Consider the following 19854-nt stretch of genomic DNA (forward strand, 5'->3'; position numbering starts at 1 on the left):
GCCCGAGCGAGCAGATCGTGATGCCGAGTTGCGCCCCGGCGATCATCAGCGGGATCTGGTTCATCGCCGACAGCGCCATCCGGGCCCGCCGCGAGGTGCTGGCCATCGGCTCGATGGCGGTGCGGCGCGAGGCGATGAGCGCGAACTCGCTGCCCACGAAGAAGGCGTTGCCGAGGATCAGCCCGACCGTGATCAGCAGGTTAAGCATGGTCGGTCTCCGGCCTGACCACCCGCACCTGCTCGACGCGGTGCCGCTCGACCTCGACGACCGTGAACTCCCAGCCGGCCTCGACGATCGTCTCGCCGGCGACCGGGATGTGCCCGAGCCGGGCCATCACGAAGCCGGCCAGCGTCTCGTAGGGCCCTTCGGGGAGCCGGAACCCGGTCAGCTCGGCCAGCTCGTCCTCGCGCAGCACCCCGTCGACCAGGAACGTGGGGTCGCCGCCTGGCACGGTCAGCTCGACGGCACCGATCTCCTCCATCGCCTCCGGGTCGAACTCGTCGGCGATCTCCCCGACCAGCTCCTCGACGAGGTCTTCGATCGTCACAACGCCGTCGGTGCCCCCGTACTCGTCGACCACGATCGCGAGGTCGGCGTTCGCCGCGCGCAACGCGGCCAGCACGCTGTCGAGGTCGAGGCTCTCCGGCACGAACACCGGCTCGCGGGCCACCGCCGACACGGGGGTGGTCGTCCGGCGCGCGGGGGGTACGCCGAGCGCGTCGGCCACCGCCGCGACGCCGGTGACGAGGTCGAGGGTGTCCTCGTACACCGGGAATCGGGTCCTGCCGCTCTCCTGAGCGGCCTCGAGCAGTTCGGCCGCGCTCGCGGTGCCGCGCAGGGCGATCACGTCGACCCGCGGCGTCATCGCCTCGGCGGCCCGCTTGTCGGCGAACCGGATCGTCCGCTGCAGCAGCATCGCGGTGTCGCTAGGCAGCGCGCCGGCGCGGGCCGAGATCGCCGCCAGCAGCCCCAGCTCCTCCGGCGAGCGGGCGCTGGCCAGCTCCTCCTGCGGCTCGACGCCGAGCCGCCGGACCACCCAGTTGGCCGAGGTGTTGAGGGCCGCGATCAGCCATTTGAACATCGCCGAGAACACCCGCAGCGGGGTGACGGTGGCCAGCACCGCCGACATCGGGCGGGCCAGCGCGCCGTTCTTCGGCACCAACTCGCCGAACAGCATCGACAGCAGGGTGGCCAGGGCGAGCGCGAGGATCGTGCTCACCGTGTGGGTCGAGTCGTGTGCCAGCGGCTCGATCACCGGCCGGAACAGCTTGGCCAGCGCCGGCTCGGCGATGTAGCCGGTGAGCAGGGCCGCGATGGTGATGCCCAGTTGCGCGCCGGAGAGCTGGAAGGACAGCTCGTGCAGGGCCTTCTGCACCGTGCCGGCCCGCTTGTCGCCGCCCGCCGCGCGCCGGTCGATCTCGGCACGGTCGACCGTCACCAGGCCGAACTCCGCTGCCACGAAGAAGGCGTTGGCAGCGGTCAGGAGCACGAACCCGGCCAGCGGAAGGACGGTGGAGAGTAGGACGTCGTCGATGATCGGTTCACCTCGGCGGGATTGTTTCACGGGCGCCGGACTGTGGCTTTCCGCAGGCCATCCGGCGGTCGGCCGCATGGTGGGCGCCCGCCGCCGTCCATAGCGTCGTCCTCATGATCCTTACCAGCGAACCGCAGACCGCGGGCGGCGTCGCCGCCTGGGCCGTCGACCTGATGGACCGCCTCGGCGCGCCCGGCGCGGGCCTGGCCATCGCCCTGGAGAACCTGTTCCCACCGCTGCCGAGCGAGGTCATCCTGCCCCTGGCCGGCTTCACCGCCAGCCGCGGCGACCTGAGCCTGGCTGGGGCGCTGTTCTGGACCACGGCCGGCTCGGTCGTCGGCGCACTCGCGCTCTACCTGGTCGGCGCCCTGGTCGGCCGGCACCGGATCCGCGCCCTGGTCGCCCGGCTGCCACTGATCCGGCTGCACGACGTCGACCGCACCGAGGCCTGGTTCGCCCGGCACGGCACGAAGGCCGTCTTCCTCGGCCGGATGATCCCGATCTTCCGCAGCCTCATCTCGCTGCCGGCCGGCGTGGAGCGGATGCCCATCCCGACATTCCTGGCCCTGACCACAGCCGGCAGCCTGATCTGGAACACCATCTTCGTGCTGGCCGGCTACCAACTGGGCGAGTCCTGGTGGCGCGTCGAGGCGTACGCCGGGTTGCTCCAGAAGGTCGTCATCGTGGCCGTCGCCCTGCTGGTCGCCTGGTTCGTCGTCATCCGCATCCGCGGCCGGCGGCGTGGCGAACATCGAATGTCTTAACGGATATTGCAGGTTGCCAATATCGCATCAAAAGCGTGAGGGTCCGCCTTGGACCACCCCCGGTTCCGGATCAGGATCGTCGCGGCGATGTCAGGCGGCGACCATGGACGAACCTACGTGCGCCGGGCCACCGCTTCGGGCCGCCCGCCAAACAGTCACCTGGGCGCTGCTGTGCCTATTGGCGACCCTGGCCGTCGTGCTTGCCGGCCTCGGATTGGCAAACATGCTGGCCAACGTAGCTAACGAAGCGCGCTGGGGCGTGCTGGCCCAGGCAGGCGAGTCCTTCGGCGCGCAGTAGTCGTCACCTTCTGGCTGCAGTTCACGGAACTGAGGTCGCAACGGGTGAACTGGCTCTACAACGGGAGTCATTGATCAGAACGCACAACGAGCTTTACCGGGCGGCGGAGGCCAACCTCCGCCGCCTGCACGTCGATCTGATCAAAATGGCGACAAAAGAACCCCCTCTGGCCGCCGTCTCGCCGACCGGTCAAGCGGGGCTTTCCGAAGAGCGCGCCAAGCAACCTCTACGTCAACCTGATCCTGCAGAACCTTCGGCTTGGTACCGACGCGGAGCTCAGAAGCCAGGTGACGAATTCCTCTTCACCGAGGCGCCAACCGCGGGTTTACCCGGTTCCACTCCTACGAGCCGAGGTAGTGGAGGACCGCGAGGATGCGGCGGCTGTAGCCGGTCGTGTGGGAGAGGTCGAGCTTGTCGAAGATGGCGTTGACGTGCTTCTCGACCGCGCTCTGGGAGACGTGCAACCGCGCCGCGATGGTGGCGTTGGTGTGGCCCTGGGCCATCCGGTCCAGGACCTCGGCCTCCCGCGGGGTCAGACGGCGCAACGGGTCGGTGTGCGACGTGCGGGCCAGCAACTGCCGGACCACCTCGGGGTCGAACGCGGCGCGGCCGGCCGCCACCCGGTCGAGCGCCTCCAGGAACTCGCCGACCTCGGCCACTCTGTCCTTGAGCAGATAGCCGACGCCGTCGCTGCGGGTGGTCAGCAACTCGACCGCGTAGCGGCGCTCGACGTACTGCGACAGCACCAGCACGCCCACGGCCGGCCAGCGGGTGCGGATCTCGACCGCCGCCCGCAGGCCCTCGTCGCGGTGCGTGGGCGGCATGCGGACGTCGACGACGACCACGTCCGGCTGGTCGGCGGCCACCGCCCTCAGCAGTGCCGTGGCGTCGCCGACGTCGGCCACCACCTCGTGACCCTCGTCGGTGAGCAGCCGGGCCAGGCCGGCCCGGAGCAGCACCGAGTCTTCGGCCAGGATCACCCGCACGGCAGCACCGCCAGGATCGTCGTCGGGCCGCCGGGCGGGCTGTCGACCGTGAGGCGCCCGTCGAGGGCCGCCGCGCGGCGGGACAGGCCGGACAGGCCACCGCCGGCCGGATCGGCGCCGCCGGGGCCGTCGTCGGTCACGGTCACCCGTACCTCCTCGTCGGTGGCGTCGATCGCGACCGTGACGCGGCTGCCGGGTGCGTGCTTGACGGCGTTCGTCACCGCCTCGGAGACCACGAAGTACGCCGCGGTTTCCACCCCGGGCGGCAGCCGGTCGACCGCACACTTGAGCGAGACGCCGCTGCGCTCGGCCACCCGGGACAACGCCTCGGCCAGGCCGAGGCTGTCGAGGTCGGCCGGGTAGGCGCGCCAGGCCACGTCGCGCAGCGCAGCGAGGATCTCCCGGGCCTCGCCGTGCGCCTGGCGCACCAGGTCGTCGGAGCGATCCCGGTCGGAGCTGCGCCGGGCCTGGCCGAGCAGCAGGCCGAGCGCGACCAGCCGCTGTTGGACGCCGTCGTGCAGGTCGCGTTCGATCCGGCGGCGTTCCGCGTCGACCGCCGCCACGACGCCGGCCCGGCTGGCCGCGAGTTCGCTGATCCGCTGCTCGTAGCGGGCCCGGTCGCTCGGCACCAGCATCCGTTGCGCCAGCCGTCGGTCGAGCGCGGCGACGCCGAGGAAGCCCTGCCCGGCCAGGAACAGCAGCACCAGGCCGCCGACGAGCTGCGCGGTGACCAGCAGCACCGAGCTGCGACCGGCGAACAGGTCACGGGCCCAGATCGCGCCGGTGACCACCCCGTAGAGGAACAGTGCGACGACGAAACCGCCGAGCAGACCGACGAGCCAACGGACACCGAGGTACGCGACGGCGCGGCGCCCGGTGAAGTCGTCCGAGACCACGCAAGCGCCGGGCAGGAACGTCGCGATCCGCCGGCGCTCGATCTCGACCAGCCGGCGCGCCGGCGGCTCGATGCCCACCGGCCGGCGCCGGCGGGCCAGCTCGACGAGCGTGACGAGCGCCGCCCAGCACAGGAAGGCAATCTCGGCCACCGCGGTCGCGGCGCCGACGAACACCCCGACGAAGAGCCGACCGGCCGTGGCCATCACGCGCTGCACGCTACCGCTGCGGTTTTCCACACCCCGCGAGCGGGGGAATCACCCAGCGGCGGCGGCCTCCGGCTCGGTCGACGACGCCGGGCTCTCCGGCTTGACCGAACGGAGCAGCACGGTGGCGACGTCGACGACCTCGACGCCGTCCGTGGCGCCGGTGGCCTGCTTGGCAGTGACCCCGTCGCTGATCATGGTGAAGCAGAACGGGCAGCCGACGGCGATGGTGTGCGCGCCGGTGGAGATGGCTTCCTCGACCCGCTCGATGTTGATCCGCTTGCCGATCCGCTCTTCCATCCACATCCGGGCGCCGCCGGCGCCGCAGCAGAACGAGCGCTCGCTGTTGCGCGGCATCTCGGTCAGGTCGGCACCGCCGGCGCTGGCTTCGAGGACCTCGCGGGGCGGGGTGAAGACCCGGTTGTGCCGGCCCAGGTAGCACGGGTCGTGGTAGGTGACTCCGCCGTCGACGGGCTGCACCGGGGTCAGCTTCCCGGAGGAGACGAGGTCGGCGAGCAGTTGGGTGTGGTGGACCACCTCGAACGAGCCGCCGAGCGCGCCGTACTCGTTGCGCAGGGTGTTGAAGCAGTGCGGGCAGGACGCGACGATCTTCTTCACGCCGGCGTCGTTGAGCGTCTCGACGTTCTGCTGCGCGAGCATCTGGAACACGAACTCGTTGCCGATCCGGCGGGCCGGGTCACCCGTACACGTCTCGCCCTCACCCAGGATCGCGAAGTCGACGCCGGCCTCGTGCAGCAGCGTCGCGACCGCGCGGGTGGTCTTCTTCGCCCGGTCTTCGAACGCGCCCGCGCAGCCGACCCAGAACAGGTATTCGAAGTCGTCGCCGGCGCCGGCCCGCTTGACCTCGAAGTCCAGGCCCTTGGTCCAGTCTTCGCGGGTGTTCGGCGGGGCACCCCACGGGTTGCCCTTGTTCTCGAGGTTGCGCAGCATGACGCCGGCCTCGGACGGGAACGACGACTCGATCAACACCTGGTAGCGCCGCATGTCGACGATGTGGTCGACGTGCTCGATGTCGACCGGGCACTGCTCGACACACGCGCCGCAGGTGGTGCACGACCACAGCACGTCCGGGTCGATCACGCCCCCGTCGGAGGCGCTCCCGATCAACGGCCGGTCGGCCTCGGCCATCGCCAGGACATCGACCCCGACGAGCTGCTCCGCGGCGGCCTTCTCCTCGCCCGTCAGGTCCTTGCCACCGCCGGCCAACAGATAGGGCGCCTTGGCGTACGCGTGGTCACGCAGCGACAGGATCAGCAGCTTCGGCGAGAGCGGCTTACCGGTGTTCCACGCCGGGCACTGCGACTGGCAACGACCGCACTCCGTACACGTGGAGAAGTCCAACAGACCCTTCCAGGTGAACTGCTCGACCTGGGCGACGCCGAACTGGTCCTTCTCCGGGTCGGCCTCCTCGAAGTCGAGCGGCTTGCCACCCGACATCATCGGCCGCAACCCGCCCAGGCCCGAACCGGCCGCCGCCGCGGGGTCGCGCTTGAAGAAGATGTTGGGGAACGCCAGGAACCGGTGCCAGGCCACGCCCATCGTCACGTTCAACGAGATCACGATCAGCCAGGTCATCGAGATGACGATCTTGATGACGGCGACGATCGGTGCGCCCGCCTCCCAGGCCGGCAGGATCGAGCCCAACCCGTGCGACAACGGGACGGCCCAGGTCGGGAAATCCAGATGGTCATTCGCGGCCTTGAAGCCGCGGATCAGGAACCCGCAGATCAGCACGCCGACGATGACCCACTCGACGAAATAGCCCTGCCACATCGTCGAACCGGTGAACCGCGACAGGCCACGGACCCGGCCCGGCCGGCTGCGCAACCGCACCGAGATCAGATAAGCGATGCCCAGGATGCCCAGGATCCCGATGATCTCCGTCGCGAACCCGAAGACCACCCAGCCCGACAACCACGGAATCCCGCCGGACGGCGAGACGACCTCGAAGTAGGCCTCGAGGACGAGCAGCGACAGCACGATGAACGCGACCATCACGAACCAGTGCGCGGCGCCGACGGTCGACCACTTCAACATCCGGGTGTGGCCCGCGGTCTCCTTGAGCATGACCTTGGTGCGGGCACCCCAGGAACCCAACCGGGCGGGGTCAGGTTGACCCTGACGCACGACGCCCAGCATCCGCGTGACAGCGCGGACCGCGAGCGCCACGGCGACGAGCGTGATGAGACCCGCGATGGTCGTGCAGATGATCTCGACGACGCCCATGCGCGCAGCCTCCGTTGGCCCTAGGTGTGGCTGAGGACCAGGTTACGACACCTGTTACTCATCAGTAACGTGAGGTGTGCCGCACCTGGTCATCAGATCACCCCTGGTCTCAGGAAATATTAGCCAACTGTCAACGCCAGCGGCTGAACACCGCGAGCGAGGCGACCATCGCACCAAAGCCGATCGCCAGGTTCCAGTAGGTCCAGGACGCGACCGGGTAGTTGGTGTCGGACAGGTAGTAGACCACCAGCCAGGCGATGCCGAAAATGATCAGCGCGACACCGGTGATCGGCAGCCAGCTCGGGCTGGGCTTGCGGCTCGCTGCCGCCGCCGACGGGCGCACGTCGGTCGGGGGGGTGTAGACCTTCTTCTTGCGAACCTGCGACTTGGGCACGACGCTCTCTCCTGGTTGTGGTCCTCGCTCGGGCCTGTCAACCGGCGACGGTCCATGGCCAATAATGCTCGCCAGCTAGCGTAGTCAACGCGGCGCGTCGCGGCCATGGACGGGCGGCAACCGGTTATGGGGATAATCCGCACTGGATGACCGGAAGGCGCCGCGATGCGGCAGCATCGCGGCGGATGAGGACGCCACATCCGCAGTCGATCTGCGTGCACGGAGGAGGAGCCCGGTGCAGAACCCGCCGTCCGATTTGACCGTGTGGCGAAGCGCACTCCGGCGGGTGGCGCGCATCCGCAAGCCGCGTAGCGCCTGGTCAGCCTTCGTGCCGTTGATCGCGCTGGCCGCCGGCCTGCTCTTCACCACCTCCGCCAAGACCGCCGACGGCACGGCGTTGCGCGAAGACCGCCGGCCGAAGCTGGCCCAGGTGGTCAACGAGGAGCGCGACCGGGTCACCGCCAGCCAGCAGAAGGCCCGGGAGTTGGCCGCCGCCGTCAAGAGCCAGACCGACGCGCTGGCCCGCACCGACGGCCCGATCCGGGCCGAGAGCGAGCGGGCCGAGCAGATGGAGCCGGCCGCCGGGTTCACCGCGCTGCACGGGCCGGGGCTCACCGTGCGCCTCGACGACGCGCCGCAACGCAGCGGCGACCGACCCGACGGAGTGAGGCCCGACGACCTTGTCGTGCACCAGGGCGACGTGCAGGCCGTGGTCAACGCACTCTGGACCGGCGGCGCCGAAGCCATGTCAATCATGGGTGTGCGGGTGTTGTCAACCAGCGCGGTAAGGTGTGTCGGCAACACTCTCCTCCTGCACGGACGTGTCTACTCTCCACCGTTCGTCATCACCGCGATCGGTGATCCCACCGCGATGCAGCAGGCATTGGGGGCATCTGACGGCGTACGTCTCTTCAAAGACGCTGTCGAACACTTCCAGCTCGGATATCAAGAGACGGTGGAGAAGGACGTGACGATCCCCGCGTTCGAGGGGTCAAGTGCCCTCCGATCAGCGAAGGTGACTTCATGAGGCTTTCGGGGTCATGACGGGCAATCAGAACGGACGTCATCGGGCGTCCGACGCCGACGCGACCGCGGTCATCCCGCGCGTCATCGAGCCGACGCTGCAGACCGCCCCGGCGGCCGAGCCGGCGCCGTCGACTGGTCCGCTGGCCCGCCCGACCGAGTCGATCCCGCTGCCGAAGCGGGTCGGTGAGCAGTCGACGCCGCCCGCGCGGCCGCACCCGCGCCCGCTCGAGCACGCGCTGCGGGCCCCCGCGCCCGAGGCCGCCTCGGACAGCACGGCGGTCATTCCCAAAGTCGTCGACGCCACCGCCGTGATCCCCAAGGTGGTCGACGCCACCGCGGTGATCCCCAAGGTGCCGGGTCGCGAGCACCTCGCCACCCAGTCGCCCGACATGACCACCGTCATGGGCGCGGTGCCGCCGGCCCCCGACCAGCCTGACCCGGCCGACCTCCCGGCGCCGGTGCCGCCCCGGCGCGGCGAGCGGGTCGTGCGGTTGCGCGCCCAGAACGCCGGCGACGGCTACCGCAGCGTCTACTCCGAGCTCACGCGGCCGACGGTATGGTCGCGGATCCGCACCGGCATCCGGGTCAGCGGCGAACTGATGATCACGTTCGGCCTGGTCGTGCTGCTGTTCGCGGCCTACGAGGTCTGGGGTGTCGGCGTCATCCAGGGCGGCAAGCAGGATGCCCTGGCCGGTGCGCTCGAGCAGCAGTGGGCCCAGCCGCCGGCCGACAACCCGACTGTCGGCCCGACACCGGCCGCAGGCACCGGCGGCCTCGGCTCGAAGATCCACGGCATCGCCAAGCTCTACGTTCCGGCCCTCGGCCAGCAGTGGGTGGTGGTCGAGGGGGTGACCCAGGCCGACATCCGCTACGCGCCCGGCCACTACCCGGGCACCGCGATGCCGGGCGAGATCGGCAACTTCGCCGTCGCCGGCCACCGCAACCGGGCCACCTTCTGGCGGCTCGACGAGTTGCACAACGGCGATGCGATCGTGGTCGAGTCCAAGGACACCTGGTACGTCTACCACGTCGTGAAGACCCGCATCGTCGTGCCGACGCAGGTGGAGGTCGTCGCGCCGGTGCCGATGCTGCCCGGCTCCAAGCCGACCAAGGCGATGGTCACCCTGACCACCTGCAACCCGAAGTTCGACAACTATCAGCGCCTCATCGTCCACGGTGAACTGGTCCGCACCCAGCCCAAGTCGCAGGGCGACCCGGTCGAGCTGAAGGGCTGACGAATGTACGCGTGGATCTGGCGCAAGCTGCCGTTCGACGGCCTCGCGGGCAAGCTGGTGACCTCGATCGTGCTGGTCACCGGGATACTCGCGCTGTTCTGGTTCGTGGTGTTCCCGTGGGCCGAGCCGCTGCTGCCCTTCGACGACGTGCAGGTGACGCAGGAGGGCGGCGTGCCGGGCGCACCGGTCGACGGCAACCCGGGGCTCGACGACCCGGGCCTGTCCGGCCAGACGCCCGACCCGCGGGAGTCGAACCTCGACGACCATGACATCCCGTATTCGACCGCGACCGACAATCCGCTTCCGAGGTAACGCCATGCGCGTACTGGTGATCGACAACTACGACTCGTTCGTCTTCAACCTGGTGCAATATCTGGGCCAGTTGGGCGTCGAGTGCGACGTGCGGCGCAACGACGAGATCGAGGTGGCCGCTGTCGGCCGCTCCGGCGCCGCCGGCGTGCTGCTCTCCCCCGGCCCGGGTACGCCCGAACGGGCCGGCATCTGCATCGACGTCATCGAGCGATACGCTGGCGAGCTGCCCATCTTCGGTGTCTGCCTGGGCCACCAGGCCATCGGCGCGGCCTTCGGCGCCACCGTGACCCGCGCGCCCGAGTTGCTGCACGGCAAGACCTCACTGGTCCACCACCGCGGCGAAGGCGTGCTCGACGGGTTGCCGGACCCGTTCACCGCGACCCGCTATCACTCGCTGGCCGTGTTGCCGGAGACATTGCCCGACGAGATCGAAGTGACCGGCGCCACCGAGTCCGGCGTCGTGATGGCGATGCGCCACCGCACGCTGCCGATCGAGGGCGTGCAGTTCCACCCGGAGTCGGTGCTCACCGAGGGCGGCCACCTGATGCTGGCCAACTGGCTCGCCGCGTGCGGCTACCCCGACGCCCTGGAGCGCGCGCCGGAGCTGTCGGCCGAGGTCGACGCGCGCCGCCGGGCGGCGTTCGCCGCCGCCTGACGGCGGGCCCGCCCCGCGCTCAGTTCGAGCGGTGCTGCTTGTCGGACTGGCCGATGACCGGGTTGCCGCCGCCGATGCCCGGCAGGATGTCGCCGATGCCGCCGTTGTTGCCGGGCGGCGAGGTCGGCGTGCCGGTCGTGTCGTCGTCGGGCTCCTGCAGCACCGCGACCTCGATGGTCACCGTGGAGTTCTTCTTGGCCTCGTCTTTGGCGTTCGGGTCCTGGTCGGTGACCTGGCCGACCTGGCTGGGGTCCTGGACGAACGGGCCGTCGATGACCTTCACCTTGAAGCCGGCGTTGCGCAGCACCGCCTCGGCGGCATTCTGCTGGAGGCCCACGACCTGCGGGACGGCGGTGAGCTGGCCGTTGGACACCTGCACCTTGATCTTGGTGCCGGGCTTCACCGAGGTGTTGGCCTTGTCAACACTGAGCACCTGGCCCTTGGTCACCGAACTGTCGACATCGTCGAAGACGGGGACGAGCCCGATCTTCTCGAGCTGCTGCTCGGCCGCGTCGCGGGTCTGGCCCTTCAGGTCGGGCACCACCACCGTGCCCGGGCCGGCGCAGACGGTCAGCCGCACCGTGCTGTTCTTCTCCACCCGGGTGCCGGCCTGCGGATCCTGATTGGTGACCGTGTCCTTGTCGCAGTTGTCGGCGGTCTGCGAGACCGGCTCGACGACCAGGCCCTGCGCGTTCAGCGTGGCCTGCGCACTGGTCAGCGGCTGGCCGATCACCGAGGTCAGGTCGACCTTCTCGCCCCGGGCGTTCTGCACCAGCAGGCCGGCGACCAGGGCGATCACGGCCAGCACGCCGAGCACGCTCAGCACGGCCAGCACCCAGTTGGAGCGCTTGCGCCGCTGCGCGTCACCGACCCGGGCGGCCGGGATCGTGCGGGTCGGCGCACCCTGCGGCCGGCGGACCGTAGCGGTCGCCGCGTTGGCCGCGCCCATCGGCATGGTCTCCTGGTCGCGCATCACCGGCGTGGCCATGACCGGCCGGCCGGCGGCCGCGCGCAGCAGGTCGGCGCGCATCTCGCCGGCGCTCTGATAGCGGTTGAGCGGGTTCTTGGAGAGCGCCTTGAGCACGATCGCGTCGATCGGCGGCGTCACGTCGTGGTTGATCTCGCTGGGCGCCCGCGGGTCTTCCCGCACGTGCTGGTAGGCGACGCTGACCGGGCTGTCGCCGACGAACGGCGGGTGGCCGCAGAGCAGTTCGAAGAGCACGCAGCCGGCGGCGTAGACGTCGGACCGGGCGTCGACCGCCTCGCCCCGGGCCTGCTCCGGCGACAGGTATTGCGCCGTGCCGATCACCGCGCTGGTCTGCGTCATCGTGGTCGCGCCGCTGGCCAGGGCCCGGGCGATGCCGAAGTCCATGACCTTGACCTGGCCGTTTTGCGTCAGCATCACGTTGCCAGGCTTGATGTCGCGGTGGATGATGCCGTGCCGGTGGCTGAACTCGAGCGCGGCGCAGATGTCGGCGGTGATCTCCAGGGCCCGGCGCGGCATCAGCCGGCCCTCGGCCGCCAGCACCTCTTTGAGGGTGCGGCCGTTGACGAACTCCATGACGATGAACGGGAGGGTCTCGCCGGTGGGCGCGATCTCCTCGCCGGTGTCGTAGACGGCGACGATCGCGGGGTGGTTGAGCGAGGCGGCGTTCTGAGCCTCGCGCCGGAACCGCATCTGGAACGTCGCGTCGCGGGCGAGGTCGGTGCGGAGCATCTTGATCGCGACGTCCCGGCCGAGCCGGAGGTCGCGGCCGCGGTGCACCTCGGCCATGCCGCCGTATCCGAGCAGCTCGCCGACCTGATACCTGCCACCAAGCAGGCGGGCCTGCGTCATCTCGTCAACATTCCTTCGCTCGTCATCCCGATGTGGAGGATTCGCTCTCCAAGACGGTACGGGGCATTTGCCGCGTCGGTTCCACCGTCGAGCAGATGAGGCGCGGTCGTTACCTTCCCCAGGGGAGCCATTCCGCCGTTTTCCCGGCTGCTGAGCTGGTAGGAGATGACACCGGCGCAGACCAGCACTAGCACGCCGAGTACCACTGCCAACACAACCAGTAACCGCCGCCCACCGCTGCTCGGTTCGGCGGCGGAGGGCACTGACGCGTAACCGTATCCTGCGGGCGCTTGGGCCCGATTTGTAGGCACACTCGGGTAGCCCGCCCGGGCCGGCGGACCGCTCACCGTGGGTGGCGGAACCCGGTGCGGCGCCTTCGGATGGGGCGCAGCGGGCGCGGTGCCGCGCGGCGCGGCCGGGCCGGGCACGGTGGCCCGCCCGCTCTGCGCCAGCACGGGCGACGCCGGCGCGCCGGAGACCGGCCCGGCCTTGGGCTGCCCGGTCGGCGGCGACATCGGCCGGTGCGGCTGCTGATGTGCCGGTGCGGCCAGGGTGGCCGCCGCCTGCCGCGCGACGGCTGAGAAGGCCGCGGCCGTGGGCCAGCGGGCGGCCGGGTCCTTGGCCATCGCCCGCTCGACGATCGAGCGGATGGCCGGCGGGATATCGCCGGGCAGCGGTCGGGGGGTGTCCCGAACGTGTTTCATGGCGATCTCGAGCGGGTTGTCGCCCTCGAACGGCCGCCGCCCGGAGAGGCACTGGTAGGCCACCACGCCGAGGGCGTAGACGTCGGAGGAGGGCGTGGCGATCGCGCCGGCCGCCTGCTCCGGTGAGATGTAGGAGGCGGTGCCCAGCACCGAACCGGCCGCGGTGAGCTGCCCGACGATCGCCGAGCGGGCGATGCCGAAGTCCGTCAGCACGAGCGTGCCGTTGGGGCGTACGAGCAGGTTGCCCGGCTTGACGTCGCGGTGGACGATGCCCTTCTCGTGTGCCGCCTGCAGCGCGTCGGCGGCCTGGGCGACCAGCGCCATGGTGCGGGCCGGGGTGAGCCGGCCGACCCGGCCGAGGGTGCGCGACAGGGCGTCGCCCTCGACGTATTCCATCACCAGGAACGCGATCTGCTGGTCGCTGCCGTAGTCGTAGACGTCGACCACGCCCGGGTGGTTGATCGTGGCCATGGTCCGCGCCTCGCCCCGGAACCGCGCGGCGAAGCCGGGCTCCTCGAGCAGCGCGGGCAGCAGGATCTTCACCGCGACCGTGCGGCCGAGCACCTCGTCGGTTGCCCGCCAGACGTCGCCCATACCGCCGCCGGCGATGCGCTCGTCGAGCCGGTAGCGGCCGCCGAGCATGACCCCGGGACTGATCACCTCAGCTGCCCTCCGCGTCGGTGACCACCGCGCGCATGATCTGGCCGCCGATGCGGGCCGCCTCGGCGCTGCCGCCGCTGCCGGCCTCCTGGAGGAACACGGCGACCGCGCTGATCGGGGTGCCCTGCTTGTTGAGGGCGAACCCGATGAACCAGCCGTGGTCCTTGCGGTCGGGCGCGGACTGGGCGGTGCCGGTCTTGCCGCCGACGGTGAAGCCGCTGATCTGGGCGTTGCGGCCGGTGCCGCTCTCGACCACGTGCTCCATCATGTCGCGCAGGTCGCCGGCCACCTGCGGTGTGACGACCGAACCGTTGAGCTCCTTCGGCGTGACCGTGTAGTGCGACGTGGTGCGGTCGGGGCCGAGCAGCTTCTGCACCAGGTAGGGGCGCATCTGCTTGCCGTTGTTGGCGACCGCCGCGGCGATCAGCGCACCCTGCATCGGCGTCATGCGCACGTTGTTCTGCCCGATGCCGGACTGGGCCAGCGCGGCCGGGTCGTCGCCGCCGTCCGGGTTCTTGATGTCGCCGGTCTCGCTCGCGGCGACCGGCAGGCCCTCGGCGTTGAGCCGGCCGCAGGTCAGGTCGGTCTGCCCGAAGCCGAACTTCTGCGCCTCTTCTTTGATCTTGTCGGCGCCCAGCTTCACCGCGAGTTGCGCGAAACCGGTGTTGCACGACTCGGTGAGCGCCTCGTCGAGGGTGACCTCGGCGCCCGGACAGATCGAGGCGGCCGCGTTGCGGATGTCGGTGCCGGAGGTCGGCGCCCGGTAGACCGGGCCGGCCGGGATCTTCGTCTCCTTGGTGTAGCCGCTCTCCAGCGCCGCCGCCGCGTCGATCACCTTGAACGTCGAGCCGGGCGGGTAGGTCTCGCTCAGCGCCCGGTTGACCAGCGGTTTGTCGGGGTCGTTGTCGAGCTTGTCGTAGGCCTTCGCGGCCGCGTCGGTGTCGTGGCTGACCAGCGGGTTGGGGTCGAAGCTGGGCATCGAGACCAGAGCCTGCACGGCACCGGTACGCGGGTCGAGCGCGATCGCCGCGCCCTTCTCGACGCCGACCCGGTTGTTGGTCAGCTCCTTGAACGCCGTCTCCTGGGCGCGCTTCGAGAGGCTGAGCAGCACGCTGCCGCCGGGCGTCTTCTCGCCGGTCCACAGGTCGGAGATCCGGTCGGCGACCAGCGCGTCGGAGGTGCCGGCGAGGAACTCGTCCTCGGTGCGCTCGATCCCGGTCGCGGCCAGGTTGACCGGGTTGTAGCCGACCACGTGGGCGTAGGTCTCGTCGGCGGGGTACTGGCGGATGTATTTGAGCTCGCCGTCGGTGGGCTTGCTGGTCGCGAGCGCGGTGCGGCCGGCCTCGATGACCCCCCGCTCGCGCTCGTACTCGGCGACCTGGACCCGGCCGTTGTAGTCGCTGTTGCGGTATTCGTCGGCCTTGTAGGCCTGCACCCAGTTGAGGTTGGCGAAGAGCAGGGCGAACAGGACCAGGACGACGACGCCGACCCGGCGCAGTGGTGCGTTCACGGCTTGATCACCTCCGTGGGCGCCCCGTGCAGTTGCGCGGGGGCGCTCGCTGTCGCGCCGCTCGGCCGGGCCGAGACCGACCCGTCGACCGGGCGGCGCGCGGCGTCGGAGACCCGCAACAACACCGCTATGAGCATCCAGTTGGCCATCAGCGACGAGCCACCGGCGGACAGGAACGGCGTGGTCTGGCCGGTCAGCGGGATGAGCCGGCTGATGCCGCCCACGATCACGAAGACCTGGAGGGCCAGCGTGAAGGCCAGGCCGCCGGCCAGCAGCTTGCCGAACGAGTCGCGCACGGCGAGCCCGGCCCGTAGGCCGCGCTGCACGATCAACAGGTAAATGATCAGCAGTGCGGAGAGCCCGAACAGGCCGATCTCCTCGCCGAGGCCGGCGAAGATGAAGTCGTTGTGCACCTCGGGGATCTTGGTCGGCTGCCCACCGCCCGGCCCCGTACCGAAGAGCCCGCCGCTGCCCAGCCCGAGCAGCGACTGCACGAGTTGGTAACCCCGCTCGTAGGGGTCGGAGAACGGGTCGAGCCAGATCTGCGCGCGGTCGTAGAAGTTGGCGAACGGGCCGCCGACCGAGGCGCCGAGCAGATAGGCGCTGTACGCGCCGCCGAAGAACAGCAGCAGACCGATGATCAGCCAGCTCACCCGCTCGGTGGCGATGTAGAGCGTGACCACGAACATGCCGAAGTACAGCAGCGAGGTGCCGAGGTCTTTTTCGAAGATCAGGACCAGGAGGCTGACCGCCCAGACCGCGATGACCGGGCCGAGGTCGCGGCCGCGCGGGAAGTCGACGCCGAGCACCCGCCGGCTGGCCAGCGAGAGCACTTCGCGCTTGCGGACCAGGTAGTAGGCGAAGAAGGCGAGCAGGGCCAGCTTGGCGAACTCACCCGGCTGGATCTGGAAGCCGCCGACCCGGATCCACAGCTTGGCGCCGTTGATCTCGGAGAACCGGTTGGGCAGCAGGGCCGGGATCAAAACCAGGACAATACCGGCAAGACCCAGGGTGTACGCGTACCGCGAGATCGCGCGGTGGTCGCGCACCACCAGGAGCACGATCGCGGCACAGACGACCGCGATCAGGGTCCAGGCGAGCTGGCGGCCGCCCGTACCCGCGAAGATCGGGTAGTTGAGCCGCTCGGCGGCCGGGGCGTCGGCCAGATCGAGCCGGCGCAGGAAGGCAACGCCGATGCCGTTGAGCAGGGCGACGGCCGGGATCAGCGCCGGGTCGGCGTAGGGCGCCGTGTAGCGGACGACCAGGTGCAGGCCGAGGAAGAGCGCGCTGAGCACGGCCGCCGGCACCCAGAAGTTGCCGGTGATCGTGTCGAACATGGTGATCTGGATGGTCGCGCTGTAGGCGGCCACCAGCAGCATCGCGAAGCCCAGCAGCGCCAACTCGGCGTTGCGGCGGGTCTGCACGTCACGGACACGCGGAAGCTCACCCGTCGCTGCGGGTGTGTTAACCGGACCGGCCTGCGAACTCACGATGTCAGTCGGACGGCCGGCAGTCGGCCGGATCGATGACCGGCGGCACGGTGTCGGTTGGCGGCACCTCGGTGGCCGAGGAGGTCGGCGCGCCGATGCCGGCCGTGGGTGCGAGGCCCGTCGGGGTCGGGGTGCCGGTCGGGTTGGCCGGCGGCTGGGTCGGCGCGCCGGTCGGATCGGCGACCGCCCCCGGGCTCACCGGGCAGGCCGGCTTGAGGTTGGGGTTGGTCGGGTCGTCGGTCGTCAACTCGGCCAGCCGGCGCTGCGCGTCGGCCTCGCTGTCGGCCTGGATGCCCTGCTTGACCCGCTCCTGCGCGACCGCGGTGAGGTCGTCGATCTTGGTCGCGCTGGTGGACTGGACGCTCGACAGGTCGACACCGGCGATCTGGCCGGGCACGCCTCGGAACACCGCGAGCTGGCCCTCTTCGGTGGCGCCCACGTAGAACTGGTGCTGGGTGACCCGCCAGCCGGCCCAGAGGCCGCCGCCCAGGATGATCAGCAGCACGCCGAGCATGACCGCCGTGCGCAGCGGCCGCCGGCGGCGCCGGTCACCGTCGTCTTCGTGTGCGCCGCCCCGGCCGTTGGCCTCGGCGGGCAGGTTCTGGTCGGGCACCGGCGCCCGCGGCGCGGCGAGCGCCGCCGACGCGCGCGCGGCCGGTGTGTCGGACGCCGCGGTCGCGTTGCCGCGGTCGCGGGCCGCCGCACCGCCGACGATCGGCGCCGCCTCGACGATGTCCTGGTCGGTCGCGTCGGCGACGACCACGGTGATGTTGTCGGGGCCACCGCCGCGCAGGGCGAGCGCGACCAGCCGCTCGACGCACTGCTGCAGGTCGGTGTAGTCGCGCATCGTCTCGGCGATGGTCTCGGCGCTGACCACGCCGGAGAGGCCGTCGCTGCAGATCAGATAGCGGTCACCGGTGAGCACCTGGCGCACGGAGTATTCGGGGTCGATGTCGCGGCCGTCGAGCGCGCGGGTGAGCAGCGACCGTTGCGGGTGGCTGCTCGCCTCCTCGGCGCTGATCCGGCCCTCGTCGACCAGCATCTGCACGTAGGTGTCGTCTTTGGTGATCTGCGCGAACTCGCCGTCGCGCAGCATGTAGGCCCGCGAGTCGCCGATGTGCACCATGCCGATCTTGCTGCCCGAGAACAGGATGGCGGTGAGCGTGGTGCCCATGCCCTCGAGTTGCGGGTTGGCATCGACGGTGTCGCGGAGCTGTTGGTTGGCGGTATCGACGGCAGTGCGCAGCGCGTCGACGAGGGCGTCACCAGGGACGTCTTCGTCGAGCGGGGCCATGGCGCCGATGACGATATTGCTCGCGACGTCACCGGCGGCCATGCCGCCCATTCCGTCGGCTACGGCGAGCAGCCGCGGTCCGGCGTAGACGGAGTCTTGATTTCCGTCCCGGATCAGACCGCGGTCACTGCGGGCCGCGTAACGCAGTGTCAGTGTCATGGCCGTAACTCGAGTGAAGTGCGGCCGATGCGGATCGGCACGCCGAGGGGGACGGGGGTCGGTCCGGTGACCTTAGCGCGATCGAGATACGTCCCGTTCGTCGAGCCCAGGTCTTCTACGAACCACTGCCCTGACCTGGGAACAAGCCGGGCGTGACGTGCCGACGCGTAATCGTCGGTAATCACCAGTGTCGAGTCTTCGGCACGGCCGATCGTGATTTGACCGTCACCGAGCGTGATTCGCGTGCCGGCGAGCTGACCCGCGGTCACCACGAGCTGGTGAGCCGCGCGACCCCGCTTCACCTTCGCCGGGCGCGTATGACCGGACGACGCACCAACCCCCCGTGGTGCGGCGACCAACCGACTTGATCGGGCCCCGGCGAAGAGGTCACGCCGGATCACTCCCACCACCGTGAACACGAAGATCCACAGCAGAATGAGGAATCCGATCCGGGCGACCTCGACGACGAAATCTCCGGCCAACGGGCTAACCGTCCACGCGGAACGTCAGCGTCGTCGTGCCGAGCTGGATCATGTCGCCGGGGTTGAGGGCCACGGCCGAGACGCGCTGGCCGTTGACCATCGTGCCGTTGGTCGAACCGAGGTCGGTGAGCACGACCTGCGCACCGTCGAAGTCGAGTCGGGCGTGTCGCCGCGAGATGCCGACGTCGGGCAGGCGCAGGTTGGCCTGGTCGCCCCGGCCGATCACCGTCGAGCCCATCTGCAACGGGTAGGTGCGGCCGTCGCCGGAGACCAGGCGGATGTTGCGCCCACCGGCACCGCCACCACCACCGTGCATCGGCGGCTGGCCGTAGCCCTGGTCGTAGGGCTGCTGATAGCCCCCACCACCGCCGGGCGCGTCGTAGCCCTGCTGCACCGGCGCGACATCGCCGCCGGTGTAGACCTCAGCGGTGACCCGGAACATCCCGGTGTCCAGGCCGTCGCCCCGCTCGATCTCGACGATCACGTCGCCGTAGACCGTCCACGCCTGCTCGCCGATGAACTCGGCTTGCGACTGCGCGAGCTCCTGGGCGAGCGCGGCCGCGTAGGGCGCGAGCCGGCTGTGGTCGTAGGGAGATAGATCAATCACGTAGCGGTTGGGCACCAGAGTCCGCCCGCCGGCCAGGATAGCCTTGTGCGCCTCCGCCTCCCGCTGCATGGCGTTGAGGATCTCCACAGGGTGGACGACCCCCTTGAACACCTTGGCGAAGGCCCCTTCGACCAGGCCTTCCAAACGCTTCTCGAAGCGTTGCAGCACGCTCACCGGCTCCTCCTCGGGTTCCGAGGCCATGATGGTATCCGGCCGGAGCACATGCAGTCCGCATCGCAACCGGCCACGGTCATTTGCCGGTCTCCGTGGAACGCCGTGGGAGCGCTGCCGCGCGTGACGCCTGGGGGACCGAGCCCGCCACCGGAGTGACGGGCAACGCCGTGCTAATCTTCCCACGCGCCGCGAGCGGTAACCGCCCACGGCCACCGGCAGGGATAGCGTAATATGTCCCGGCAGCCGTTCCCGGGGAAGTGGCGGAATGGCAGACGCGCACGGTTCAGGTCCGTGTGCCCGAAAGGGCGTGGGGGTTCAACTCCCCCCTTCCCCACCAACGTTGGGCCCCGCGACTCGCGGGGCCCTTACGTTATGCTCCGGTGGC

Annotated in this window: 18 protein-coding genes, 1 tRNA gene and 1 pseudogene; 7 read left to right on the forward strand and 13 right to left on the reverse strand. The window is 70.3% G+C overall.

The features are described 5' to 3' along the window. The coding region (locus AB0J74_RS23365) for a CNNM domain-containing protein (RefSeq protein ID WP_363451261.1) at nucleotides 1-208 on the reverse strand (208 nt) is incomplete at its 3' end. After that, complete coding sequence (locus AB0J74_RS23370; RefSeq protein ID WP_363451716.1) at nucleotides 201-1535, reverse strand: hemolysin family protein; 1335 nt, start codon at nucleotides 1533-1535, stop codon at nucleotides 201-203. The genes AB0J74_RS23365 and AB0J74_RS23370, both read right to left, overlap by 8 nt. A 113-nt stretch (nucleotides 1536-1648) precedes the next feature. On the opposite strand from AB0J74_RS23370, the pseudogene AB0J74_RS23375 reads away from it, so the two are divergent. Both AB0J74_RS23375 and AB0J74_RS23380 read left to right on the forward strand, forming a co-directional pair. After that, nucleotides 1649-2266 (forward strand): annotated as a pseudogene (locus tag AB0J74_RS23375) (DedA family protein); the annotation flags it as partial. 341 nt (nucleotides 2267-2607) lie between these two features. Continuing rightward, on the forward strand, nucleotides 2608-3027 hold the full coding sequence (locus AB0J74_RS23380; RefSeq protein WP_363451718.1) for a DUF6082 family protein: 420 nt from the start codon (nucleotides 2608-2610) through the stop codon (nucleotides 3025-3027). Here AB0J74_RS23380 and AB0J74_RS23385 read toward each other — a convergent pair. The 4 genes from AB0J74_RS23385 to AB0J74_RS23400 form a co-directional block, all read right to left on the reverse strand. Continuing rightward, the gene (locus AB0J74_RS23385) at nucleotides 2939-3583 is read right to left on the reverse strand and encodes a response regulator transcription factor (RefSeq protein WP_363451263.1); all 645 of its coding nucleotides are present in this window, start codon (nucleotides 3581-3583) and stop codon (nucleotides 2939-2941) included. The two genes, AB0J74_RS23380 and AB0J74_RS23385, sit on opposite strands and share 89 nt — an antisense overlap. Further along, on the reverse strand, nucleotides 3574-4683 hold the full coding sequence (locus AB0J74_RS23390; RefSeq protein ID WP_363451720.1) for an ATP-binding protein: 1110 nt from the start codon (nucleotides 4681-4683) through the stop codon (nucleotides 3574-3576). The genes AB0J74_RS23385 and AB0J74_RS23390 overlap by 10 nt, the downstream gene beginning before the upstream one ends. Before the next feature lie 51 nt (nucleotides 4684-4734). Continuing rightward, nucleotides 4735-6930 carry a (Fe-S)-binding protein gene (locus tag AB0J74_RS23395; protein ID WP_363451265.1) on the reverse strand — a complete coding sequence of 732 codons (2196 nt, stop codon included), beginning with the start codon at nucleotides 6928-6930 and terminating at the stop codon, nucleotides 4735-4737. Nucleotides 6931-7060: 130 nt separating this feature from the next. Continuing rightward, complete coding sequence (locus AB0J74_RS23400) at nucleotides 7061-7324, reverse strand: cell division protein CrgA (protein ID WP_363451267.1); 264 nt, start codon at nucleotides 7322-7324, stop codon at nucleotides 7061-7063. Between the two features lie 286 nt (nucleotides 7325-7610). Between AB0J74_RS23400 and AB0J74_RS23405 the strand changes: the two genes are divergently transcribed. From AB0J74_RS23405 to AB0J74_RS23420, 4 genes are read left to right on the forward strand one after another with little or no spacing between them, the layout of a single operon-like run. Further along, nucleotides 7611-8351: a DUF881 domain-containing protein gene (locus tag AB0J74_RS23405; protein ID WP_363451269.1), complete on the forward strand. Its 741-nt coding sequence runs from the start codon at nucleotides 7611-7613 to the stop codon at nucleotides 8349-8351. Between the two features lie 13 nt (nucleotides 8352-8364). Continuing rightward, complete coding sequence (locus tag AB0J74_RS23410) at nucleotides 8365-9585, forward strand: class E sortase (RefSeq protein WP_363451271.1); 1221 nt, start codon at nucleotides 8365-8367, stop codon at nucleotides 9583-9585. Nucleotides 9586-9588: 3 nt separating this feature from the next. Beyond that, the gene (locus AB0J74_RS23415; RefSeq protein ID WP_363451273.1) at nucleotides 9589-9897 is read left to right on the forward strand and encodes a hypothetical protein; all 309 of its coding nucleotides are present in this window, start codon (nucleotides 9589-9591) and stop codon (nucleotides 9895-9897) included. Between the two features lie 4 nt (nucleotides 9898-9901). Then, a complete protein-coding gene (locus AB0J74_RS23420; RefSeq protein ID WP_363451276.1) occupies nucleotides 9902-10552 on the forward strand; it encodes an aminodeoxychorismate/anthranilate synthase component II in 651 nt (216 codons plus the stop codon). A 19-nt stretch (nucleotides 10553-10571) separates the two neighbouring features. Here the strand turns inward: AB0J74_RS23420 and pknB are convergent, their stop codons facing one another. The 7 genes from pknB to AB0J74_RS23455 all read right to left on the reverse strand — a co-directional run bounded on the left by pknB (nucleotide 10572) and on the right by AB0J74_RS23455 (nucleotide 19496). Then, entirely contained in the window at nucleotides 10572-12389 is a 1818-nt protein-coding gene (gene pknB, locus AB0J74_RS23425; protein WP_363451278.1) for a Stk1 family PASTA domain-containing Ser/Thr kinase, read from the reverse strand. Beyond that, a complete protein-coding gene (locus tag AB0J74_RS23430; protein WP_363451280.1) occupies nucleotides 12386-13753 on the reverse strand; it encodes a protein kinase in 1368 nt (455 codons plus the stop codon). Before AB0J74_RS23430 ends, pknB begins: the two co-directional genes overlap by 4 nt. 1 nt (nucleotide 13754) lies before the next feature. Beyond that, nucleotides 13755-15263, reverse strand: a complete 1509-nt coding sequence (locus AB0J74_RS23435) for a penicillin-binding protein 2 (protein ID WP_363451282.1) — start codon at nucleotides 15261-15263, stop codon at nucleotides 13755-13757. Further along, complete coding sequence (locus AB0J74_RS23440) at nucleotides 15260-16642, reverse strand: FtsW/RodA/SpoVE family cell cycle protein (protein WP_363451722.1); 1383 nt, start codon at nucleotides 16640-16642, stop codon at nucleotides 15260-15262. The genes AB0J74_RS23435 and AB0J74_RS23440 overlap by 4 nt, the downstream gene beginning before the upstream one ends. A gap of 115 nt (nucleotides 16643-16757) precedes the next feature. Next, nucleotides 16758-18206 (reverse strand): protein phosphatase 2C domain-containing protein, encoded by a 1449-nt coding sequence (locus AB0J74_RS23445; protein ID WP_363451284.1) that lies wholly within the window; start codon nucleotides 18204-18206, stop codon nucleotides 16758-16760. Then, entirely contained in the window at nucleotides 18203-18688 is a 486-nt protein-coding gene (locus AB0J74_RS23450; RefSeq protein ID WP_363451286.1) for an FHA domain-containing protein, read from the reverse strand. Before AB0J74_RS23450 ends, AB0J74_RS23445 begins: the two co-directional genes overlap by 4 nt. A 4-nt stretch (nucleotides 18689-18692) precedes the next feature. Beyond that, the gene (locus AB0J74_RS23455) at nucleotides 18693-19496 is read right to left on the reverse strand and encodes a DUF3662 and FHA domain-containing protein (RefSeq protein ID WP_363451288.1); all 804 of its coding nucleotides are present in this window, start codon (nucleotides 19494-19496) and stop codon (nucleotides 18693-18695) included. Nucleotides 19497-19720: 224 nt separating this feature from the next. Here AB0J74_RS23455 and AB0J74_RS23460 point away from each other — a divergent pair. Further along, nucleotides 19721-19806 (forward strand) — tRNA-Leu (locus AB0J74_RS23460). The last annotated feature ends 48 nt before the right edge of the window (nucleotides 19807-19854 follow it).

The sequence above is a fragment of the Asanoa sp. NPDC049573 genome, from assembly GCF_040676615.1.
GTDB lineage: Bacteria > Actinomycetota > Actinomycetes > Mycobacteriales > Micromonosporaceae > Asanoa.

Coding starts and splice junctions, on each gene's coding strand:
- AB0J74_RS23390 (WP_363451720.1), bottom strand. CDS start 4,683: ATGGCCACGGCCGGTCGGCTCTTCGTCGGGGTGTTCGTCGGCGCCGCG.
- AB0J74_RS23395 (WP_363451265.1), bottom strand. CDS start 6,930: ATGGGCGTCGTCGAGATCATCTGCACGACCATCGCGGGTCTCATCACG.
- AB0J74_RS23410 (WP_363451271.1), top strand. CDS start 8,365: ATGACGGGCAATCAGAACGGACGTCATCGGGCGTCCGACGCCGACGCG.
- AB0J74_RS23415 (WP_363451273.1), top strand. CDS start 9,589: ATGTACGCGTGGATCTGGCGCAAGCTGCCGTTCGACGGCCTCGCGGGC.
- AB0J74_RS23420 (WP_363451276.1), top strand. CDS start 9,902: ATGCGCGTACTGGTGATCGACAACTACGACTCGTTCGTCTTCAACCTG.
- pknB (WP_363451278.1), bottom strand. CDS start 12,389: ATGACGCAGGCCCGCCTGCTTGGTGGCAGGTATCAGGTCGGCGAGCTG.
- AB0J74_RS23440 (WP_363451722.1), bottom strand. CDS start 16,642: ATGCTGCTGGTGGCCGCCTACAGCGCGACCATCCAGATCACCATGTTC.
- AB0J74_RS23445 (WP_363451284.1), bottom strand. CDS start 18,206: ATGACACTGACACTGCGTTACGCGGCCCGCAGTGACCGCGGTCTGATC.
- AB0J74_RS23455 (WP_363451288.1), bottom strand. CDS start 19,496: ATGGCCTCGGAACCCGAGGAGGAGCCGGTGAGCGTGCTGCAACGCTTC.